This window comes from Variovorax sp. YR752 (assembly GCF_943372545.1).
In genome coordinates, this window is sequence record NZ_CALRZC010000194.1 from 1 (window position 1) to 16,073 (window position 16,073).

Consider the following 16,073-nt stretch of genomic DNA (forward strand, 5'->3'; position numbering starts at 1 on the left):
AACAGCTCTTCGCCCTTGCCGTAGTTTCCGGTGGCGACCAGGTAGGCGGCGTATTGGGCCGCCACGGCCTTGGACGCATCTTTCTCCTGAAGCGGCTGGTAGATGACCGAGGCCAGCTTTTCAGCGCTGTGCCCGGAAGCTTTTAGCGCCTCCCACTCGTCATGAGCCACCGCCATTGCCGCGACTTCGTCGGCTTCGTCTAGGCGTTCGCCCTTGGTATCGGCGAGCTTGGCAAGCTGAATCGCGGTGAACATCAGCTCGGCGCATCCGTAGAGTGCAAGGTCGTACTCAAAGGTCCAGCGGTCCGAGACGCACACGACGGTGTTTCCACCCTGTGCGCGGTCCTCCTTAGCCTTGACCAGGGAATCGATTTCCGTATCGGTGTACTCGGACTCGAATCGCTTCTTCGTGCCGGCTTTGACCACGTAGTCGTTGGCGACATCCGGCACAACATCGCGGTCTGTGAGGCATGCCACGGGTATCGGTACCTTGACCGTCTCATCAGCTCGCTGAAGAACCCTTGCGTAGTGATACAGGCCAACGTTACCGACGTTGACCATCGACACGCCGTGCCGGGAGAAGGACCGGTCGCACGCTTCCGCCAGCGCCGGGAGCAGTAGAGCCTCGGCTGGCCCTTCGACAATCGCCACACCACGGGCAAAGAACAGGTTCGCTTTGGTCGCGTCGATGAACCGCCGCAGGAACTCGTAGTCGCTCTTCTTCAGCCTTGTCTTGTCGTGAGCCAGGCTGTAGAGGTGGGCGCGGTGCACCAGCGTCATGCTGCCAACGTCGGCACTTGCGGCCAGCGACGGGCTGTGGGTTGTCATGACGACCTGGACCCTTCGCTTGCCTTCGTCCGGTTTGGTAGCGCTCTGCTCCAGCAATCGCTGGACGCGCTCCTGGAGTTGCGGATGCAGGTGGGCTTCCGGCTCCTCCACCAATAGCAGCGCGAGTTCCTCTCCATCCCGAAGTAGCACCAGTTCCGTGGCCATGAAGAGGGCGTTGTTGTACCCAAGGCCCCGAGCGCATCGCTCGTCGGGATGGATGCCCGTCGACGGCAACAAGCTGAGTTCGAACTTCTCGAGGATGGGCTGCAAGGCCAGGTCCGGTGCAATCTGAATCCGCGAAGACAACTCATCCCCAGCAAATGCGAACTTGTTCAGGTAGTTGTCGTTGATGTCCTTCTCGACGCCCTTGATGACCTCGTGCTCTCCGAGGTGGTGTTGGGCGAAGGCCATAAGGCCCACTAGGTTCTTCGGGACTTCCTTCGGCGTCGCAACGACGAAGTCGTTCTTCTCCTGCCCACCGATGCTCTTGTGCGCGCCGAGAATCTGGGACAGCCGGGACTGACGCCCCGGCTGAAGCTCGGCCTCGGCGTCTCGCAGCGGCCGCAGGTATGTTGCTCGGACAAGTTCCCGTACAGCCGACCCAATCTCCGGCCCGACGCCGCCGCTGCCGGCGCGGGTCACCGCGTCGACGCGTCCGCGCTTGTTGTCCTGGGGCGGAATCCATCGCGCTTGCACATGGAGGATGAGGTTTCTGGACCCGTCCGCCTCGTGGGTGAGCCACTCCAGCACGGCGGCTTCTTGGTCGGCGCTTAGGTCGGCGAGCGTCGCTTCGATGAACAGCGAGGTCGCGCGCTTCGAGCCGTTGACGTGAAAGTCGGTCTCAAACAGTCGGACGAATTCGTAGCTCGTGGTCCACAGCACGTGCCGGATGGCGTCGACTACCGCGGTCTTGCCGGCGTCGTTCTCCCCGACAAGGATGTTCATCCCGGGGGATAGCTCCCAATCCAAGGTCGGCGAGGCGGTGCCGTCGCCGAACGCGCGAAAGTTGCTCGCACGAATGCGCTTTAGGTACATGCGGTCTCCCTACGTCGCATTGCTCTGTGCGACTGACACGCAGCATAGCAACCGCTTTGCGTCAGTGAGACCTCAGTGAATGGTCCGGGCGAGTGTCTTCGCAGTGTGCTCTGGCAGGACTTCGTAGATGAGCTGATACGCCATGGCCGACGCGGACTCTAGTCGCGTGAATCTGCTTGACCCGAAGTGGTGTTGGCCACGACAAGTCGCGCAAGCGAATCCGGGAGGTTCGACAACCATCCGAGTCTCACCTGCTCACTTGGAGCCTGGCCCACTATCAGCGCCGCCCCCGGCACAGGCTGCAAGTCTGGTGGGTCCAACAGTCTTCGTGCCATCGACTATGGCGAGTACTTCCACTCCGCTGCCAGTTCGGAGATGCACGCTTCCTGCACTGCTGAGCTCGTCTCCCGCATAGAAGCACTCAATCGGCTCTGGCGCCCAAACGCGATACATTGGGCGCCGGAGCCCAGAGAGACGCCGGCAGGCACCTAGCGGTGAGCGGCGCTTCTAGACTTGATGCCCTTCGCAGACTTTGAGGACGTAGTACGCCTCGCCTTTGAAGTGTTGGCCGTGGACTTTGTGGCGTCGATGACCTTAATCCCATGCTGGGCTGCCCATGCTCGCATGTCCGCGTCCGTCATTGGCTTCGGGAAGAGCTCCGTTTCCTCTTGCTGCTCGATGTCCGTCGCGACGGACCGCAGCGAGTTGGCCGCATCCTTGGCTGTGAGGAAGCAACGAGAGCCGACCAGGGCCAAGTAGTTGGTGAGCGCCGTTTCGAGAGCGCTGAACTGAAGTTCGCGATGGTTCAGCTTGCGCTTCAACACGAGCGCTTCAGCGACTTCGTCGCCAGTGGGCAACTCTTCGATTTCATCGATGAGACCAAGTTCGAACTCCTGCTGGCACTGGCGTGAAAGCGCGGCGGCCAGTAGGCCGATGGACTTGAGATAGCTGGCGGCGTTCTTGAAGTCGCCCATGGAGAGGTTGCCCGTGACGTCCTTGAACAGGGATTCGAGGATGTTCAAGTGCTTGTCAAGGTTCGCGGACATCGTAGGTCCTTCGGCGGCTTGTGTTGCTTTGGATTTGGCGTTCGTCATGAGGCTCCTTTGTTGACTCGGCGAGGTGTTCGCGAGAGGGGTTATGGTTTGCTCAGCACTCTCCCAAACCGAGTGTTGACCTGATGGCTAGCGGGAACGAGTTTGAGCGCACTCGAAAGCAGGTCTGACCCCCACTTCGCGCACATCTCTTGCCGCCTTGCGCCGGCCAATGACGCGGCGAGGAACGCCTCGTCAACTTGTCTGGTGAACCAAGCCTCATCGCGAATCGCAATGTCGAGTGACGCGCGCCGGCGTTCGAGCGCGGCAGACTGAAGTGGCTTGGGTGGGCCGATACGATGGCTGTGTTCGGGAAACGTCGACAGGTGAACGTCGACGTAGTTCGCGCCAAGAACCCAGGCCACCAAGCCGGCGATGTGTCCGTCGCCTACTTTGACCGAGAGGCCGTGGAATGTCAGCTCGGCTCGGCAAGCCCCGGGTTGCACTACCGCAGAGGACGGTACATGCTTACGCGGGAGTGCGGCAACTACGAGCTTGGCGCCGCCACGGGACTGGGTGGTTGCTTGGCGCTGAGGATGTTGGGCGTGCGCGGTGTCGGCTGCGGGCATTCAGGTGCACGAAGCAATTGGTCTTTGGCTTGCATCGGCACCTGGGACCGAACCTTTAGCACTATGTGCACAATCTGGGCATGCCGAACCTAGCGACCATCCTCAAAGCTGAAGTTTCCCGACTCGCGCGCAAAGAACTGCGGGCAGAGTCTGAGGCGTTGAAGAAGACAGTTTCGAGCCAGCGAGCCGAGCTTGTCGCCATGAAGCGGCGGCTTCAGGACCTCGAGAAGCTGGTCCGAGCCTTGGCCAAGGGGAGTGAGAAGAGGCCTACCGGTAAGGCGAGTTCGGGTGAGCCGGGGCCTGCAGCTGATGAGGGTGTCCGTTTCAGCGCGAAGGGCATGGCCAGTAATAGGCGCCGCTTGGGCCTGAGCGCCTCGGACTTTGGGATGTTGGTCGGCGCGACCGGGCAGTCGGTCTACCAGTGGGAAGCTGGCAAGTCCAAGCCCAGGGCCAAGAGCCTGAGCGCAATCGCAGGCCTGCGCGGCATCGGGAAGAAGGAAGCCGCGGCGCGGTTGGCTGCGATGAAGGGCGGCGCCTAGAAGCTGTCCGGAGTCATGCTCGCTGCGCTGATTACTCCCCGCGGCAAATCGCGATGAACTCTTCCCCCAAGCGCTGCACTTCGGCTTCTTGAGCCCTTTGGGCCGACGGCTGGCACCAGAACTTGTCGCTGTTCCAGTTGAGCGTGCGGTTGCTGCCGTCAGAGACCTGAGTGAAGAAGCCCCAGTACCAAAGGTCGTCCCAGACCAGCATCTCTTCTGCTGAGTAGACCTTCGACAGTGCTTTGTTGACAGTTACGAAGTCTGCTTCTTCCAAGCCCAGATTCTTGAAGATGCAAGTGATGACCGAGTCGACGGGTAGGTAGACGGTGTCGTTCGTTAGCGGCGCTGCGGCTGCGTCGGCATCCCGAAGGAAGTGCAGGTACCTGGGCCCGCGATGGATTTCGATGGTGCCCTTCACAAAGAGGGCCGAAGTCTTAGGCCCCCAGCCTGGTTGCTCAGCCAGGGCGTGAAACAGCCGGTCCCAGGGGCCAGCCCCCTGCTTGGCGATGCCCCGAGCGTTCTCAAAGTGCCGAGACAGGTTGGCAAGCCGAACAGCCCCCGAGGGCGTGAACGCCGCGAACTCTCGCCAGAACTTGCCGAGCTTCCCCAGCTTCGGCGCTGACTGGGAATTAGCCGTCATGTGCAAGAGTGCTTCCAGGCGCGCCAGCGGACCGTCGCAATGAGCGAGTGCTCGACGGTACTCGTCCTGCTGGAAGACGGCGTTCCAGCTGTGATTGCGCTGGAGGAACTGAAATAGTCGAGCGAGCCGCCTAGATTGAAGAGCCACATCGCATCGTAGCTTCCAATGGCGCAGCGACAGTCGGCATCTCCCGAGTTCGAGCGCTCTAAGGGGCAGCACGCCGCTGTGGCGCATCGCGACGGCAGGCGGCGAGCTGAGCGAGTGCGGCCATCCGATAGCGGAAAAGCGTCGAACCTGGCCAAAGCAAGGCGGAAAGACGTGAAACGTGGCCAGTGCAAAGTGGAAGACTGTCAAACACGGCCAGCCTTAAGCGGAAGGCGTCGAACGCGGCCCGGGGAGACGGATGCGCGCTTTGTGCGCTCGGGTTGCGCCACCCCCTGCTAAGGCAGACACTGACGAGCTTAGGTCGCATGCGCCATGGCACTCCCGCACGCTTCACCCGGTCAGCCACTCGATGTCCGCCCACTGGGCGGGCGGCTAAGCACCGAAAGGACATCGGCACTTTTCAAGTCGGCCGACCTTGAAGTCATGCGCCTCGTCCTCGTCCGAGGCAAGTCGTTGCCTCCGCACCAGGTGCTCGGCGAAATCACGATTCACTGTCTAGAGGGCAGCCTGGAGGTTGAGCTTGACGACAAGACGGTGAGGCTGGAGCCCGGTGAGCTGCTGTTCCTGACAGGCGGGGCCACGCACGGAGTCAAAGCCCTGAGCGACGCGAGCGCGCTGGTCACCGTCGCGCACAAGTCGTGACCGCCGCGGTCCTGCCCGTGGACCGCCCAGCGCGGGCATGGGCGATGCCGAGGGCTACGGAGGCACAAGCCCACGGAAGCGAAAGGCCACTTGCCTGAGTGGTTCGACAGAGAAAGTCCTTGCCCGAGAGGGACTTAGTCGTTGCCTGCGAGACCGGCCATTCCATAGTGGAAATCTGCGAAAGCGGACAGGCGATGGAGGAAAATCATGAGCCTAGCCTCCATAATCTGGTCGAGCGCGGCCAACTGATGGCGGAAAGCTCGGCTGCTCGTTGGTGTTTTCCACAACGATCGAAGCCCGCCACGAGCGGGCTTCGTCGTTTCTGGCTCAGCGCTGGGCCTGGCTCGGCGCCGCACCCCGCGGGGAGGTGCACGCGCGCTCCAGCGTCTGCGAGGGCCGCTCGGCGAACTGCTGGCGGTAGTCGCTGCTGAACTGGCTGAGGCTCCAGAAGCCGTGCCGGGCTGCTGCGTCCTGCACCTTCGTGGCACGGCCTGCGCGCAAGTCGCGACGCACCGCATTGAGCCGCAACGCCCTCAGGTAGAGGACCGGGCTGGTTCCCGCCACGGTCTCGAACGCGTACTGCAGCGTGCGCCGGCTCACGTGAAGCCGCGCGCACAGATCGGGTACGGTGGGTACGGCATCGGCCTGCGAGATCGTCGCCTCGCAGGCGGCGCGCACGAGTCTGCGGCGCCGTTCGAAGCTCAGGCACTCATGGCTGTCGGCCTGCGGCGTCGCCAGTACGGCGAGCAGCGACTCGAGCACCGCGTGCTGGGCGAAGCGGCGCGACTGGGCGCTGGCGTGGCAGTTCCGCCCCGCAACCCCCTCGCCAACCAGTTGCGACAGGCCGTGCACCAGTTGCGCGCGTGCCTCGGGAGGGCAGGCCAGCCACGTGGGGTGCTCCAGCGCGTCGCCGTTCAACGCCGTGCCGAGCGCCTGCGCCACCTCGTGCAGGCTCGTGCGGCTGGCCACGATGCCGAGGATGTCGTGCCTGTCCGGCGTCGAGAGTTCGAACTCGGCTGGATTGCCGCTGACCATCACGCCACCTTCGCCGACCAGGTGACCCTCGATGCGCGATCCGTCGTGGGCGAGCGTCACGCCGCACCACACCGTGCCCGGGCGGATCGAACAGGCCTGGCGCACCGCGTGGCTGGTGCGTTCGCGGAACACCTGCACGTCGTCGAACCACAACTCGGCGATCTCTCCGCGGAAGGCACCGCGCGAGAGCTGGTCGTAGCGCTGCTGCCAGCCGGCGAGATTCGCGGCGTGTTCGTCAACGTCGTTCGCCAGGGCCTGGCGTGCGGCCGGCGCTGAAAGCGACGAATGCAATGCGGCTTTGGCCATGCGCATCTCCCGCAAGGTTTGCCAAATCTCGATAACGCCCGCATTCGGTTCGGTCCGAGACTTCCGAGCGCGTCCTGAGAGACGTCTTTGCAAGCGCCGGGCCACTTCACTCTGGTGCACGGCGACACAGCGAATCAACCCGAGGGAACCACACCATGACTACATCCGCCAGCCCCACGTTGAACAAGACGCTGGGCACGTTTCAACTGTGGGGCATCGCCGTGGGCCTCGTCATCTCTGGCGAGTACTTCGGTTGGAGCTACGGTTGGGCCTCGGCGGGCACGCTGGGCTTCCTGGTCACCTCGCTGTTCATCGCGCTGATGTACACGACCTTCATCTTCAGCTTCACCGAGCTGACCACCGCGATTCCGCATGCCGGGGGGCCGTTCGAGTACAGCCGGCGCGCCTTCGGGCCGACCGGCGGCTTCATCGCCGGATTCGCCACGCTGGTCGAGTTCGTCTTCGCGCCACCGGCCATCGCGCTGGCGATCGGCGCCTACGTCAACGTGCAGTTCCCGGCACTCGACCCGAAGTGGGTCGCGGTCGGCGCCTACGTGATCTTCATGTCGCTGAACATCGCCGGCATCACCATCGCGGCGAGCTTCGAGCTGATCGTCACGCTGATCGCCATCTTCGAGCTACTGGTCTTCATGGGCGTGGTCGCGCCGGGCTTCTCGGTGGCGAATTTCGTCAAGGGCGGCTGGTCGGGCGCCGACAGCTTCAGCATCGGCTCGATCAGCGGCATCATCGCGGCGATCCCGTTCGCGATCTGGTTCTTCCTGGCGATCGAGGGTGTGGCGATGGCGGCCGAAGAGGCCAAGACGCCGCGCCGCTCGATCCCGATCGCCTACATCGGCGGCATCCTGACGCTGGTGGCGCTGGCCACCGGCGTGATGGTGTTCGCCGGCGGTTCGGGCGACTGGGCCAAGCTCTCGAACATCAACGACCCCCTGCCGCAGGCGATGAAGACCATCGTCGGAGAGAACAGCGGCTGGCTGCACATGCTGGTGTGGCTGGGCCTGTTCGGGCTGGTGGCCTCGTTCCACGGCATCATCATCGGCTACTCGAGGCAGATCTTCGCGCTGTCGCGCGCCGGCTTCCTGCCGCCGCTGTTGGGCAAGGTCCACCCGACGCGGCACACGCCGCACATCGCCATCCTGGCCGGCGGTGCGGTCGGCATCGCAGCGATCTTCAGCGACGAGCTGATCAAGATCGGCGGCCAGACGCTGACGGCGAACATCGTCACCATGTCGGTGTTCGGCGCGATCGTCATGTACATCATGAGCATGGCCAGCCTGTTCAAGCTGCGCGCCAGCGAGCCGAAGCTGGAGCGCCCGTTCAGCGCGCCGTTGTTCCCGATCTTCCCGGCCTTCGCGCTGGGCGCGGCTGTGCTGTGCCTGCTGACCATGGCCTGGTTCAACCCGATCGTGGCCGGCCTGTTCGTTGGCGCGATGGGGATCGGCTACGCCTACTTCCTGACCACCGCGACGCGGCGCAGCGCCGCACTGGCGGCCGCGGCGTAGCATTCTCGCCATGCCGGTCTACAGCCATGCCGTCGGCGTTCGCAACCACCGCTTCGACGGCTTGCGGATGCTGCTGGCGCGCGCCACGCCGGAGCGATCCGGCGACCACCTCGCCGGCGTGGCGGCCGGCTCGGCCGAGGAGCGCGCGGCGGCGCAGATGGCCCTGGCCGAGGTGCCGCTGCGCCAGTTCCTCAACGAGGTGGTGGTGCCCTACGAGGACGACGAGGTCACGCGGCTGATCATCGACAGCCACGATGCGCAGGCCTTCGCGGCCGTGGCCCACCTGACCGTCGGCGGTTTCCGCGAGTGGCTGCTGTCGGACGATACCGATGGCGAGGCGCTCGCGGCGTTGGCCAGGGGCCTGACGCCCGAGATGGTCGCTGCCACCTCGAAGATCATGCGCAACCAGGATCTGATCCAGGTCGCGCGCAAGGTGTGCGTGCGCAGCCGCTTCCGCAACACCATCGGGCTGCCGCGGCGCTTGTCGACACGCCTGCAGCCCAACCACCCGACCGACGACACCGCCGGCATCGCCGCCAGCCTGCTCGACGGCCTGCTCTACGGCAGCGGCGATGCTGTCATCGGCATCAATCCGGCGACCGACAACGTGCCGCAGGTGATGCGCCTGCTGCAGATGCTCGACGCGGTGATCACGCGCTACCAGATCCCGACGCAGAGCTGCATCCTGACCCATGTGACGAACACGCTGCAGGCGATCGAGCGTGGCGCGCCGGTCGATCTCGTCTTCCAGTCCATCGGCGGCACCCAGGCCACCAACACCAGCTTCGGCATCGACCTGGCGCTGCTCGCCGAGGCGCGCGCCGCAGCGCTGTCGCTGCGCCGTGGCGCAGACTTCGACGGCGCGCGCGGCGACAACGTCATGTACTTCGAGACCGGCCAGGGCAGCGCGCTGTCCGCCAACGGCCACCACGGTTGCGACCAGCAGACCATCGAGGCGCGCGCCTACGCCGTGGCACGGCGGTTCGAGCCGCTGCTCGTCAACACCGTGGTCGGATTCATCGGGCCGGAGTATCTGTACGACGGCAAGCAGATCATCCGCGCCGGACTGGAAGACCACTTCTGCGGCAAGCTGCTCGGCCTGCCGATGGGCTGCGACATCTGCTACACCAACCACGCCGAGGCCGACCAGAACGACATGGACGTGCTGCTCACCGTGCTCGGCGTGGCCGGCTGCAGCTTCATCATGGGCATCCCGGGTTCGGACGACGTGATGCTCAACTACCAGACCACCTCGTTCCACGACGCGCTCTACGCGCGGCGTGTGCTCGGCCTGCGCCCGGCGCCGGAGTTCGAGGCCTGGCTGGAGCGCATGGACATCTTCGAACCCAATGCGAGTGCGAAGCTGGCACGGCACGCGGGCGGCGCGCCGCCGGGCTTCGCCCATGCGCTGCCGGCTCCGCGCTGAGGATCCGACGGACATGCCCCGCGAACCGAAGCCACCCGCCACAACGTCGTCCTCGGTGATCGACAACCCGTGGCGTGCGCTGCGACGCCACACGCCGGCGCGCATCGGCCTCGGGCGGGCCGGCGTCAGCCTGCCGACGGCCGCGCAGCTCGACTTCCAGCTCGCGCATGCGCAGGCGCGCGATGCCGTCCACCGCCCGCTCGACGTGGCCGCGCTGCGCGGCGAGATCGAGGCGCTGGGCCTGCCGACGCTGGCCCTGCACAGTGCTGCCAGCACGCGGCCGATCTACCTGCAGCGGCCCGACCTCGGCCGGCAGCTCGGCGCGGCGTCGCGTGAGCAGCTAGAGGCGCTGCGCAGCCGGCGGCAAGCGCAGGGCGGCGCGCCGCACGACATCGCGATCGTGATTGCCGACGGGCTCTCAGCGCTCGCCGTCCAGCGCCACGCCGCGCCGCTGATCGCCGCGCTGCGCGCTGAACCGGCGGCTGCACGCTGGTCGATCGCGCCAGTGGCCGTGGTCGAGCAGGGTCGCGTGGCGGTGGGCGACGGCATCGGCGAGCTGCTCGACGCGCGCATCGCCGTCGTGCTGATCGGCGAACGGCCGGGGCTCAGTTCACCGGACAGTCTGGGCATCTACCTCACCTGGGCGCCGCGCATCGGGCGCCACGACGCCGAGCGCAACTGCCTCTCGAACGTGCGGCCCGAGGGCCTGGGTTACGCGCAGGCCGCCGCCAGGCTCGCCTATCTGCTCGATGAGGCGCTGCGCCGCGGGCTGACCGGCGTCGGCCTCAAGGACGAGAGCGGCGCAGCCGGCGAGGCGATCGCGGCACAGCCCAACTTCCTGCTCGGCGAACGTTGAACGGCGCCGCGGCTCAGAAGCTGGAGCGCGTCTTGACCAGGAACTGCACCTTCTTGATGTCCGCCGTCGCATCGATCGGGAACGCCAGGTCGATGTGCAGCACGTTGCCGAAGGCGGCCCGCGAACTGACGATGCGCAGGCCCACACCGGCATTGCGCAGCCATCCCGGGTTGAGCGTGTTGACGTTGTCGCCGCCCCAGGCGCGACCGACGTCGAGGAACGCGGCGCCGCCGACGCGGAACAGCTGCCAGACGTAGAGGTCGGTGTAGAAGCGTTCCTCCACCGTGAGCAGCGCGCGCCGCGTGCCGCTCTGGTAGCGCAGCGGGTAGCCGCGCAGCCCGTTGTCGCCGCCGAGCAGCAGCGCATCGAGCAGTTGCGGGCGCGTCAACAGGTCGGCCGAGGCAGAGGCGTAGAAGAGCCAGTGCGAGCCCTGGCGCATGTAGTACTGCGACTGCGCGGACAGGCGCTGGCGGCGCATGCGACCGTCGTCGACCTCTCCCGACAGCTGTGCAGACGCGACGAGCAGGTGGTCGTCGGCCAGCTCGTAGCCGCGGTCGATCGATGCCGCGTAGAGCCACGGCGAGCGCGACGAGCCGAGCCGCCGGGAGGCACGGCTGACCTGAACGGCGGCCGCGAGGCCGAGCGCGAAGAACTCGGGGCGTCCGATCAGGTTGCGGTTGAGCGAGCGCTCGAAGCGATCCTCGATCAGCGTGTAGCGAACGAAGGGCATGACGAGCTTGTCGTCGGCCGGCAGCGATGCCGGCGCAACGAGCCCGGGCTCCGCTGCGAAGCGGTCCTCGCGCAGGCGCAGCCCGGCCGTGTAGCGTTGCACCCAGCCGTCGCGCAGACCGGCTGACCAGCCGCCGAACACGTCGGCCCGGCGCGCTACCCGGCGGTACTGGCTGACCACGTTGCCGGCGTTGTAGACCGAATCGATGCGATCGTCGTCGGACGCGGTCGCTCCCGCGGTCCAGCGGGTGTCGAGCGCGTAGAAGGGCCGCACCACCGACAGCGCATCGCGTCTGCCGTCGCTGTTGCGCGCGTGCTCGTAGCTGACCGACGTCCAGGTGCCGAAGGCGCGACTGTTCGAGAACTGGAACTCCGTGCTGGTGCGGTCGACCTCCTTCGAGCGGCCGATCGCGATCGACGTGCCGGTGCCGAACACGTTGTAGTCGCGCAGCATGAAGCCACCGGTGGTCTCGCCGCCGGAGCGTCCGGCGCTCAGCCCCGGGTCGAGTGACCAGGTGTCGCGCGTTGCCACCTCGATGTCGACCACGCCGTCGTGATAGTCCACCGGCCGGATGTGCACGTCGTAGAGGTAGCGGTTGCCGCGCAGCAGGCGCTCGGTCTCCTCGATCACGCGCACGGAAACCGTGTCGCCGCGCTTGAACAGCAGCGTGCGTTCGATCACGCCGGGGCGTGTCGGGATGTGCAGGCGGTTGGCGGCGCGGAAGAGTGCGTTGTCTTCCTTCGGGTCGGTCGTGTCGAAGATCGGCCCGGGCACGACGCGGATCACCCCGATGCGTGCCCCCGCCGCCTCCAGCTCGGCGAAGCCGGGCGCAGTGGCCGGCGACGGCTCGGCCCGGGCCGCCTCGCCCGCCAGCAGAGCCAGGGCCAGGACCAGGACGAACGGAGCGAGCAGGGGGCGCAGCGTCAGCACAGGCTGCGAGGGTACGACAGCATGGCCGCACTGTGCCTGCCGGGCGTTGTCCGCACCTTAACGTGCGTCAGCGCAGCGGCGGTGGCCGCGGCCGAAGCGAGTGAGCCAGAAAACTGGATGCGCAATCCAGTAAACTGGACGAATGAACATCAACACCTTGATCGGCAGGCGCATCAGGCAGTTGCGCGAGGCGCGCGGCTGGAGCCTCGAGGCGCTGGCCGAGCGCAGCGGCGTCAGCCGCTCGAACATCTCGCTGATCGAGCGTGGCGAGAGCAGCCCGACGGCGACTGTGCTCGACCGGCTGGGCGCCGGCCTGGGCGTGACAATGGCCTCGCTGTTCGAGGCGACGGCAGAGGCTTCTGCCGAGCCGTCGCCGCTGGCCCGCGTGGCCGAGCAGCCGCTGTGGACGGATCCGGACTCCGGCTACGTGCGGCGCAACGTCTCGCCGCCCGGCGTCTCGCCGATCCAGCTTGTCGACGTGCTGTTCCCGCCGGGGCGGCGTGTCGCGTACGACAACGCTGCGCGCGGCGAGGTCCACCAGCAGGTGTGGATGATCGACGGTGTGATGGAACTCACCGTCGGCACCACACGTTGGTACCTGGAAGCTGGCGACTGCCTGGCGATGACGCTGGACGAGCCGATCGCCTACCGCAACCCGGGCACCGCCGCCGCGCGCTATCTCGTGGCGCTGTCGACGCCGACGATGCCAAAGCCACGGAGAGCGCCATGAGTGCAGGCTTGCGCATCCGCCGCCTCGCCGCTGACGAAGCGGCGAGGCACGTCGACGCACTGGCCGATGTGCTGCTCGACTGTGTGGAAGGCGGTGCCTCGGTCAGCTTCATGTGGCCGCTGGCGCGCGAGCGCGCGCGGGCGTTCTGGCGCGGCGTGGCCGAAGGCGTGCGGGCCGGCGAACGTGTGCTGCTGATCGCCGAGGACGCCGCCGGGCGGATCGTCGGCACCGTGCAGCTGATCGTCGCCCAGCCCGACAACCAGCCGCATCGCGCCGACGTGGCGAAGATGCTGGTGCACCGCGGCGCGCGGCGGCGCGGGCTGGCGCGGCAACTGCTCCTGGCCATCGAGCAGGCCGCCCGCGAGGAGGGCAAGACGGTGCTGGTGCTCGACACCGTCACCGGCGGCGATGCCGAGCGCCTGTATGCGCGCGGCGGCTGGCAGGCGGTCGGCACGATCCCGAACTACGCGCTGATGCCGGACGGCCGCCCCTGCGCGACCACCTACTTCCACAAGCAACTCTAGGCGCTGGCCCCGGCCTGCAGCCCGCGCAGGTAGGCGTCGATCGCCTGTTCACCCACGCGCACCAAGTCGAAGGCCTCGGGGTCGATCATCCAGTTGCTGATCAGCCCGTCGATCAGGGAGTGGATGCCCAGCGCCGCCGTGCGCGCCGGGACGGCCGCCTTCCACAGGCCCAGCCGCGCCGCGCGGCGGAAGCCGCGCTCGACGTTCTCGACGCGCCGCTGCAGCCCCGTCAGGCGCCGCTCGCGCACGCCGCGCAGCGCGTTGCCGTGTTCGACCTTGAACAGTGCGCTCTCGAACACGCGGCGCGCCTGGGGATCGTTCACCGTGGCGCGCAGCGCAGCCACGAAGCTGCCGCGGATCTGCGCCACCGGGTCGTCGAGCGTGCGCTCGCCGCTGCGCAGGATCTCGCTCTCCAGCGGCAGCGTGGCGCGGTTCATCATCGCGTTGAACAGGTCGGCCTTGTTCCTGAAGTGCCCGTAGACCGCGCCGCGCGTCACGCCGGCCGCCGCCGCCACGTGCTCCAGCGAGGTGCGCGACACCCCGCGGCGATGGAACTCGCGCTCCGCCATGTCGAGGATGTGCTCGCGGGTGCGCTGCGCCTCCTCCTTGGTCCGGCGTGCCATCGTCGACTCAGCCCGCGTCTGACATACATTCACACATGTATGTATAGTAGCTTCACTGCACGCGGCGTCGGGAGGCGCCGGACGCAACAAGGGGAAAACATGTCAGCGTGGCGGGGCCTCCATCTCTCGTTTCTGTCGATCGCCGCGGCCATGCTGCTGGTGGCCTGTGGGCCCAAGCCGGGAGCGAGTGCGCCGGCGGCCGCGCCGCCGCCCGAGGTCGGCGTCGTCGTGGCCACCAAGGGCAGCGTCGGCCTGGTCACCGAGCTGCCCGGCCGCACCGAAGCCTCACGCATCGCCCAGGTGCGCGCGCGCGTCGCCGGGGTGGTGCAGCGTCGCCTGTTCAACGAAGGCAGCGACGTCAAGGCCGGCCAGCCGCTTTTCCGCATCGACGACGCGCCGTACCGTGCCACGCTGGCTTCGGCGCAGGCGGCGCTGGCCCGCGCCGAGGCCAACCTGATGCAGACGCGCACCCAGGCCGAGCGCTACAAGCCGCTGGCCGAGGCCAATGCGGTGAGCCAGCAGGAGTACATCGCTGCGCAGGCGGCCTTCAAGCAGTCCGAGGCCGATGTCGCGTCGGCCAAGGCAGCGCTGCAGACGGCACAGATCAACCTCGGCTACGCGGCAGTCAACGCGCCAATTTCCGGGCGCATCGGCCGGGCGCTGGTCACCGAAGGGGCGCTGGTCGGGCAGGGCGAAGCGACGCAGCTCGCCGTGGTGCAGCAGATCGACCCGCTGTACGTCAACTTCACGCAGAGCGCTGCCGAGGTGCTTCGCCTGCGCGCGGCGATCGCCAGCGGGCGCTACCAGGCGGCCAACGGCGCGGTGCCGGTCACCGTGACGCTGGACGACGGCGGCCTGCCGCCGCAGCGCGGCAGGCTGCTGTTCTCCGACCTGACGGTCGATCCGAGCTCCGACCAGATCACGCTGCGCGCCGAACTGCCGAACCCGAAGGGCGCGCTGCTGCCGGGGCTGTACGTGCGCGTGCGCCTCGAGCAGGCGCAGGTGTCCTCGGCCATCCTGCTGCCGCAGCAGGCGGTGCAGCGCGGCAGTGCCGGCGACACGGTGATGGTCGTCGATGCCGAGGGCAAGGTCGCCACGCGCCCGGTCAGGGTCAGCATGGGCCAGAACCGGCAATGGGTGGTGCTCGACGGCCTGGCCGGCGGCGAACAGGTGGTGGTCGACGGCTTCCAGAAGGTCCGCCCCAACGCGGCGGTGAAGCCGGTGCCGTGGCAGGCTGCCGCGTCGGTGCCCGCGGCGACCGCCCCGGCCTCTGCGGCCTCGCGCTGAGGAGCCCGCATCCATGGCGCAGTTCTTCATCGACCGGCCCATCTTCGCGTGGGTCATCGCGCTGTTCATTCTGGTCATCGGCGGCGTCGCGATCACGCAGCTGCCGGTGGCGCAGTACCCACCGGTGGCGCCGCCGTCCATCGTCGTCAACGTCGGTTACCCCGGTGCCTCGGCGCAGACGCTGGAGGACAGCGTCATCGCGGTGATCGAGCGCGAGATGAACGGCTCGCCCGGCCTGGCCTACTTCGAGTCGGTCACGCAGGCCGACGGCACCGGCAGCATCACGTTGAGCTTCGAGCCCGGCACCAACCCCGACCTCGCGCAGGTCGACGTGCAGAACCGCCTCTCCCGCGCCACGCCGCGGCTGCCGCAGGCGGTCACGCAGCAGGGCGTGCGGGTCGACAAGGCGAACCCGAACTTCCTGCTGTTCGTCATCCTGTCCAGCGACAAGGGCGTGCTCGACCCGGTGGCGCTGGGCGACTTCGCCTCGCGCAACGTGGTGCCCGAGATGCAGCGTGTGCCGGGGGTCGGCCAGGCGCAGCTGTTCGGCACCGAGCGTGCGATGCGCATCTGGATAGACCCGGCCAAGCTGGTC

General features: G+C 67.1%; 15 protein-coding genes. 9 read left to right on the forward strand and 6 right to left on the reverse strand.

Features of this window, described 5'->3' with window-relative positions:
- Nucleotides 1–1,862: AAA family ATPase (locus AAG801_RS31505; RefSeq protein WP_341891929.1), on the reverse strand; the 1,862-nt coding region annotated here is incomplete at its 3' end.
- Between the two features lie 488 nt (nucleotides 1,863–2,350).
- On the reverse strand, nucleotides 2,351–2,956 hold the full coding sequence (locus AAG801_RS31510; protein WP_341891930.1) for a hypothetical protein: 606 nt from the start codon (nucleotides 2,954–2,956) through the stop codon (nucleotides 2,351–2,353).
- Between the two features lie 646 nt (nucleotides 2,957–3,602).
- Here AAG801_RS31510 and AAG801_RS31515 point away from each other — a divergent pair.
- On the forward strand, nucleotides 3,603–4,061 hold the full coding sequence (locus AAG801_RS31515; RefSeq protein ID WP_341891931.1) for a hypothetical protein: 459 nt from the start codon (nucleotides 3,603–3,605) through the stop codon (nucleotides 4,059–4,061).
- 31 nt (nucleotides 4,062–4,092) lie between these two features.
- On the opposite strand, the gene AAG801_RS31520 is transcribed toward AAG801_RS31515, so the two are convergent.
- On the reverse strand, nucleotides 4,093–4,701 hold the full coding sequence (locus tag AAG801_RS31520) for a hypothetical protein (protein WP_341891932.1): 609 nt from the start codon (nucleotides 4,699–4,701) through the stop codon (nucleotides 4,093–4,095).
- A 588-nt stretch (nucleotides 4,702–5,289) separates the two neighbouring features.
- On the opposite strand from AAG801_RS31520, the gene AAG801_RS31525 reads away from it, so the two are divergent.
- A complete protein-coding gene (locus AAG801_RS31525; protein WP_341891933.1) occupies nucleotides 5,290–5,508 on the forward strand; it encodes a cupin domain-containing protein in 219 nt (72 codons plus the stop codon).
- A gap of 327 nt (nucleotides 5,509–5,835) precedes the next feature.
- On the opposite strand, the gene AAG801_RS31530 is transcribed toward AAG801_RS31525, so the two are convergent.
- Entirely contained in the window at nucleotides 5,836–6,849 is a 1,014-nt protein-coding gene (locus tag AAG801_RS31530) for a helix-turn-helix domain-containing protein (RefSeq protein ID WP_341891934.1), read from the reverse strand.
- Between the two features lie 155 nt (nucleotides 6,850–7,004).
- Between AAG801_RS31530 and eat the strand changes: the two genes are divergently transcribed.
- The 3 genes from eat to eutC are packed head-to-tail and all read left to right on the forward strand — an operon-like array spanning nucleotide 7,005 to nucleotide 10,654.
- Nucleotides 7,005–8,372, forward strand: a complete 1,368-nt coding sequence (eat, locus tag AAG801_RS31535) for an ethanolamine permease (protein ID WP_341891935.1) — start codon at nucleotides 7,005–7,007, stop codon at nucleotides 8,370–8,372.
- Between the two features lie 10 nt (nucleotides 8,373–8,382).
- Nucleotides 8,383–9,798: an ethanolamine ammonia-lyase subunit EutB gene (locus AAG801_RS31540; protein ID WP_341891936.1), complete on the forward strand. Its 1,416-nt coding sequence runs from the start codon at nucleotides 8,383–8,385 to the stop codon at nucleotides 9,796–9,798.
- Nucleotides 9,799–9,811: 13 nt separating this feature from the next.
- A complete protein-coding gene (gene eutC / locus AAG801_RS31545; RefSeq protein WP_341891937.1) occupies nucleotides 9,812–10,654 on the forward strand; it encodes an ethanolamine ammonia-lyase subunit EutC in 843 nt (280 codons plus the stop codon).
- A 13-nt stretch (nucleotides 10,655–10,667) separates the two neighbouring features.
- Here the strand turns inward: eutC and AAG801_RS31550 are convergent, their stop codons facing one another.
- Complete coding sequence (locus AAG801_RS31550) at nucleotides 10,668–12,314, reverse strand: BamA/TamA family outer membrane protein (protein WP_341891938.1); 1,647 nt, start codon at nucleotides 12,312–12,314, stop codon at nucleotides 10,668–10,670.
- Between the two features lie 142 nt (nucleotides 12,315–12,456).
- On the opposite strand from AAG801_RS31550, the gene AAG801_RS31555 reads away from it, so the two are divergent.
- Nucleotides 12,457–13,044 carry an XRE family transcriptional regulator gene (locus AAG801_RS31555; RefSeq protein ID WP_341891939.1) on the forward strand — a complete coding sequence of 196 codons (588 nt, stop codon included), beginning with the start codon at nucleotides 12,457–12,459 and terminating at the stop codon, nucleotides 13,042–13,044.
- The gene (locus AAG801_RS31560) at nucleotides 13,041–13,568 is read left to right on the forward strand and encodes a GNAT family N-acetyltransferase (RefSeq protein ID WP_341891940.1); all 528 of its coding nucleotides are present in this window, start codon (nucleotides 13,041–13,043) and stop codon (nucleotides 13,566–13,568) included. Before AAG801_RS31555 ends, AAG801_RS31560 begins: the two co-directional genes overlap by 4 nt.
- Here AAG801_RS31560 and AAG801_RS31565 read toward each other — a convergent pair.
- On the reverse strand, nucleotides 13,565–14,191 hold the full coding sequence (locus AAG801_RS31565) for a TetR family transcriptional regulator (RefSeq protein ID WP_341891941.1): 627 nt from the start codon (nucleotides 14,189–14,191) through the stop codon (nucleotides 13,565–13,567). The two genes, AAG801_RS31560 and AAG801_RS31565, sit on opposite strands and share 4 nt — an antisense overlap.
- 99 nt (nucleotides 14,192–14,290) lie before the next feature.
- Between AAG801_RS31565 and AAG801_RS31570 the strand changes: the two genes are divergently transcribed.
- Nucleotides 14,291–15,478 (forward strand): efflux RND transporter periplasmic adaptor subunit, encoded by a 1,188-nt coding sequence (locus tag AAG801_RS31570; RefSeq protein WP_341891942.1) that lies wholly within the window; start codon nucleotides 14,291–14,293, stop codon nucleotides 15,476–15,478.
- Nucleotides 15,479–15,491: 13 nt separating this feature from the next.
- Nucleotides 15,492–16,073 (forward strand): efflux RND transporter permease subunit (locus AAG801_RS31575; RefSeq protein WP_341891943.1); only part of this gene is annotated, 582 nt, incomplete at its 3' end.

What these genes read in the sequence shown, in the direction of transcription:
- AAG801_RS31525 (WP_341891933.1), top strand. Translation starts at nt 5,290, where the DNA reads ATGCGCCTCGTCCTCGTCCGAGGCAAGTCGTTGCCTCCGCACCAGGTG.
- AAG801_RS31570 (WP_341891942.1), top strand. Translation starts at nt 14,291, where the DNA reads ATGTCAGCGTGGCGGGGCCTCCATCTCTCGTTTCTGTCGATCGCCGCG.
- AAG801_RS31530 (WP_341891934.1), bottom strand. Translation starts at nt 6,849, where the DNA reads ATGGCCAAAGCCGCATTGCATTCGTCGCTTTCAGCGCCGGCCGCACGC.
- AAG801_RS31515 (WP_341891931.1), top strand. Translation starts at nt 3,603, where the DNA reads ATGCCGAACCTAGCGACCATCCTCAAAGCTGAAGTTTCCCGACTCGCG.
- eutC (WP_341891937.1), top strand. Translation starts at nt 9,812, where the DNA reads ATGCCCCGCGAACCGAAGCCACCCGCCACAACGTCGTCCTCGGTGATC.
- AAG801_RS31540 (WP_341891936.1), top strand. Translation starts at nt 8,383, where the DNA reads ATGCCGGTCTACAGCCATGCCGTCGGCGTTCGCAACCACCGCTTCGAC.
- AAG801_RS31555 (WP_341891939.1), top strand. Translation starts at nt 12,457, where the DNA reads ATGAACATCAACACCTTGATCGGCAGGCGCATCAGGCAGTTGCGCGAG.
- AAG801_RS31510 (WP_341891930.1), bottom strand. Translation starts at nt 2,956, where the DNA reads ATGACGAACGCCAAATCCAAAGCAACACAAGCCGCCGAAGGACCTACG.
- eat (WP_341891935.1), top strand. Translation starts at nt 7,005, where the DNA reads ATGACTACATCCGCCAGCCCCACGTTGAACAAGACGCTGGGCACGTTT.
- AAG801_RS31565 (WP_341891941.1), bottom strand. Translation starts at nt 14,191, where the DNA reads ATGGCACGCCGGACCAAGGAGGAGGCGCAGCGCACCCGCGAGCACATC.
- AAG801_RS31560 (WP_341891940.1), top strand. Translation starts at nt 13,041, where the DNA reads ATGAGTGCAGGCTTGCGCATCCGCCGCCTCGCCGCTGACGAAGCGGCG.
- AAG801_RS31520 (WP_341891932.1), bottom strand. Translation starts at nt 4,701, where the DNA reads ATGACGGCTAATTCCCAGTCAGCGCCGAAGCTGGGGAAGCTCGGCAAG.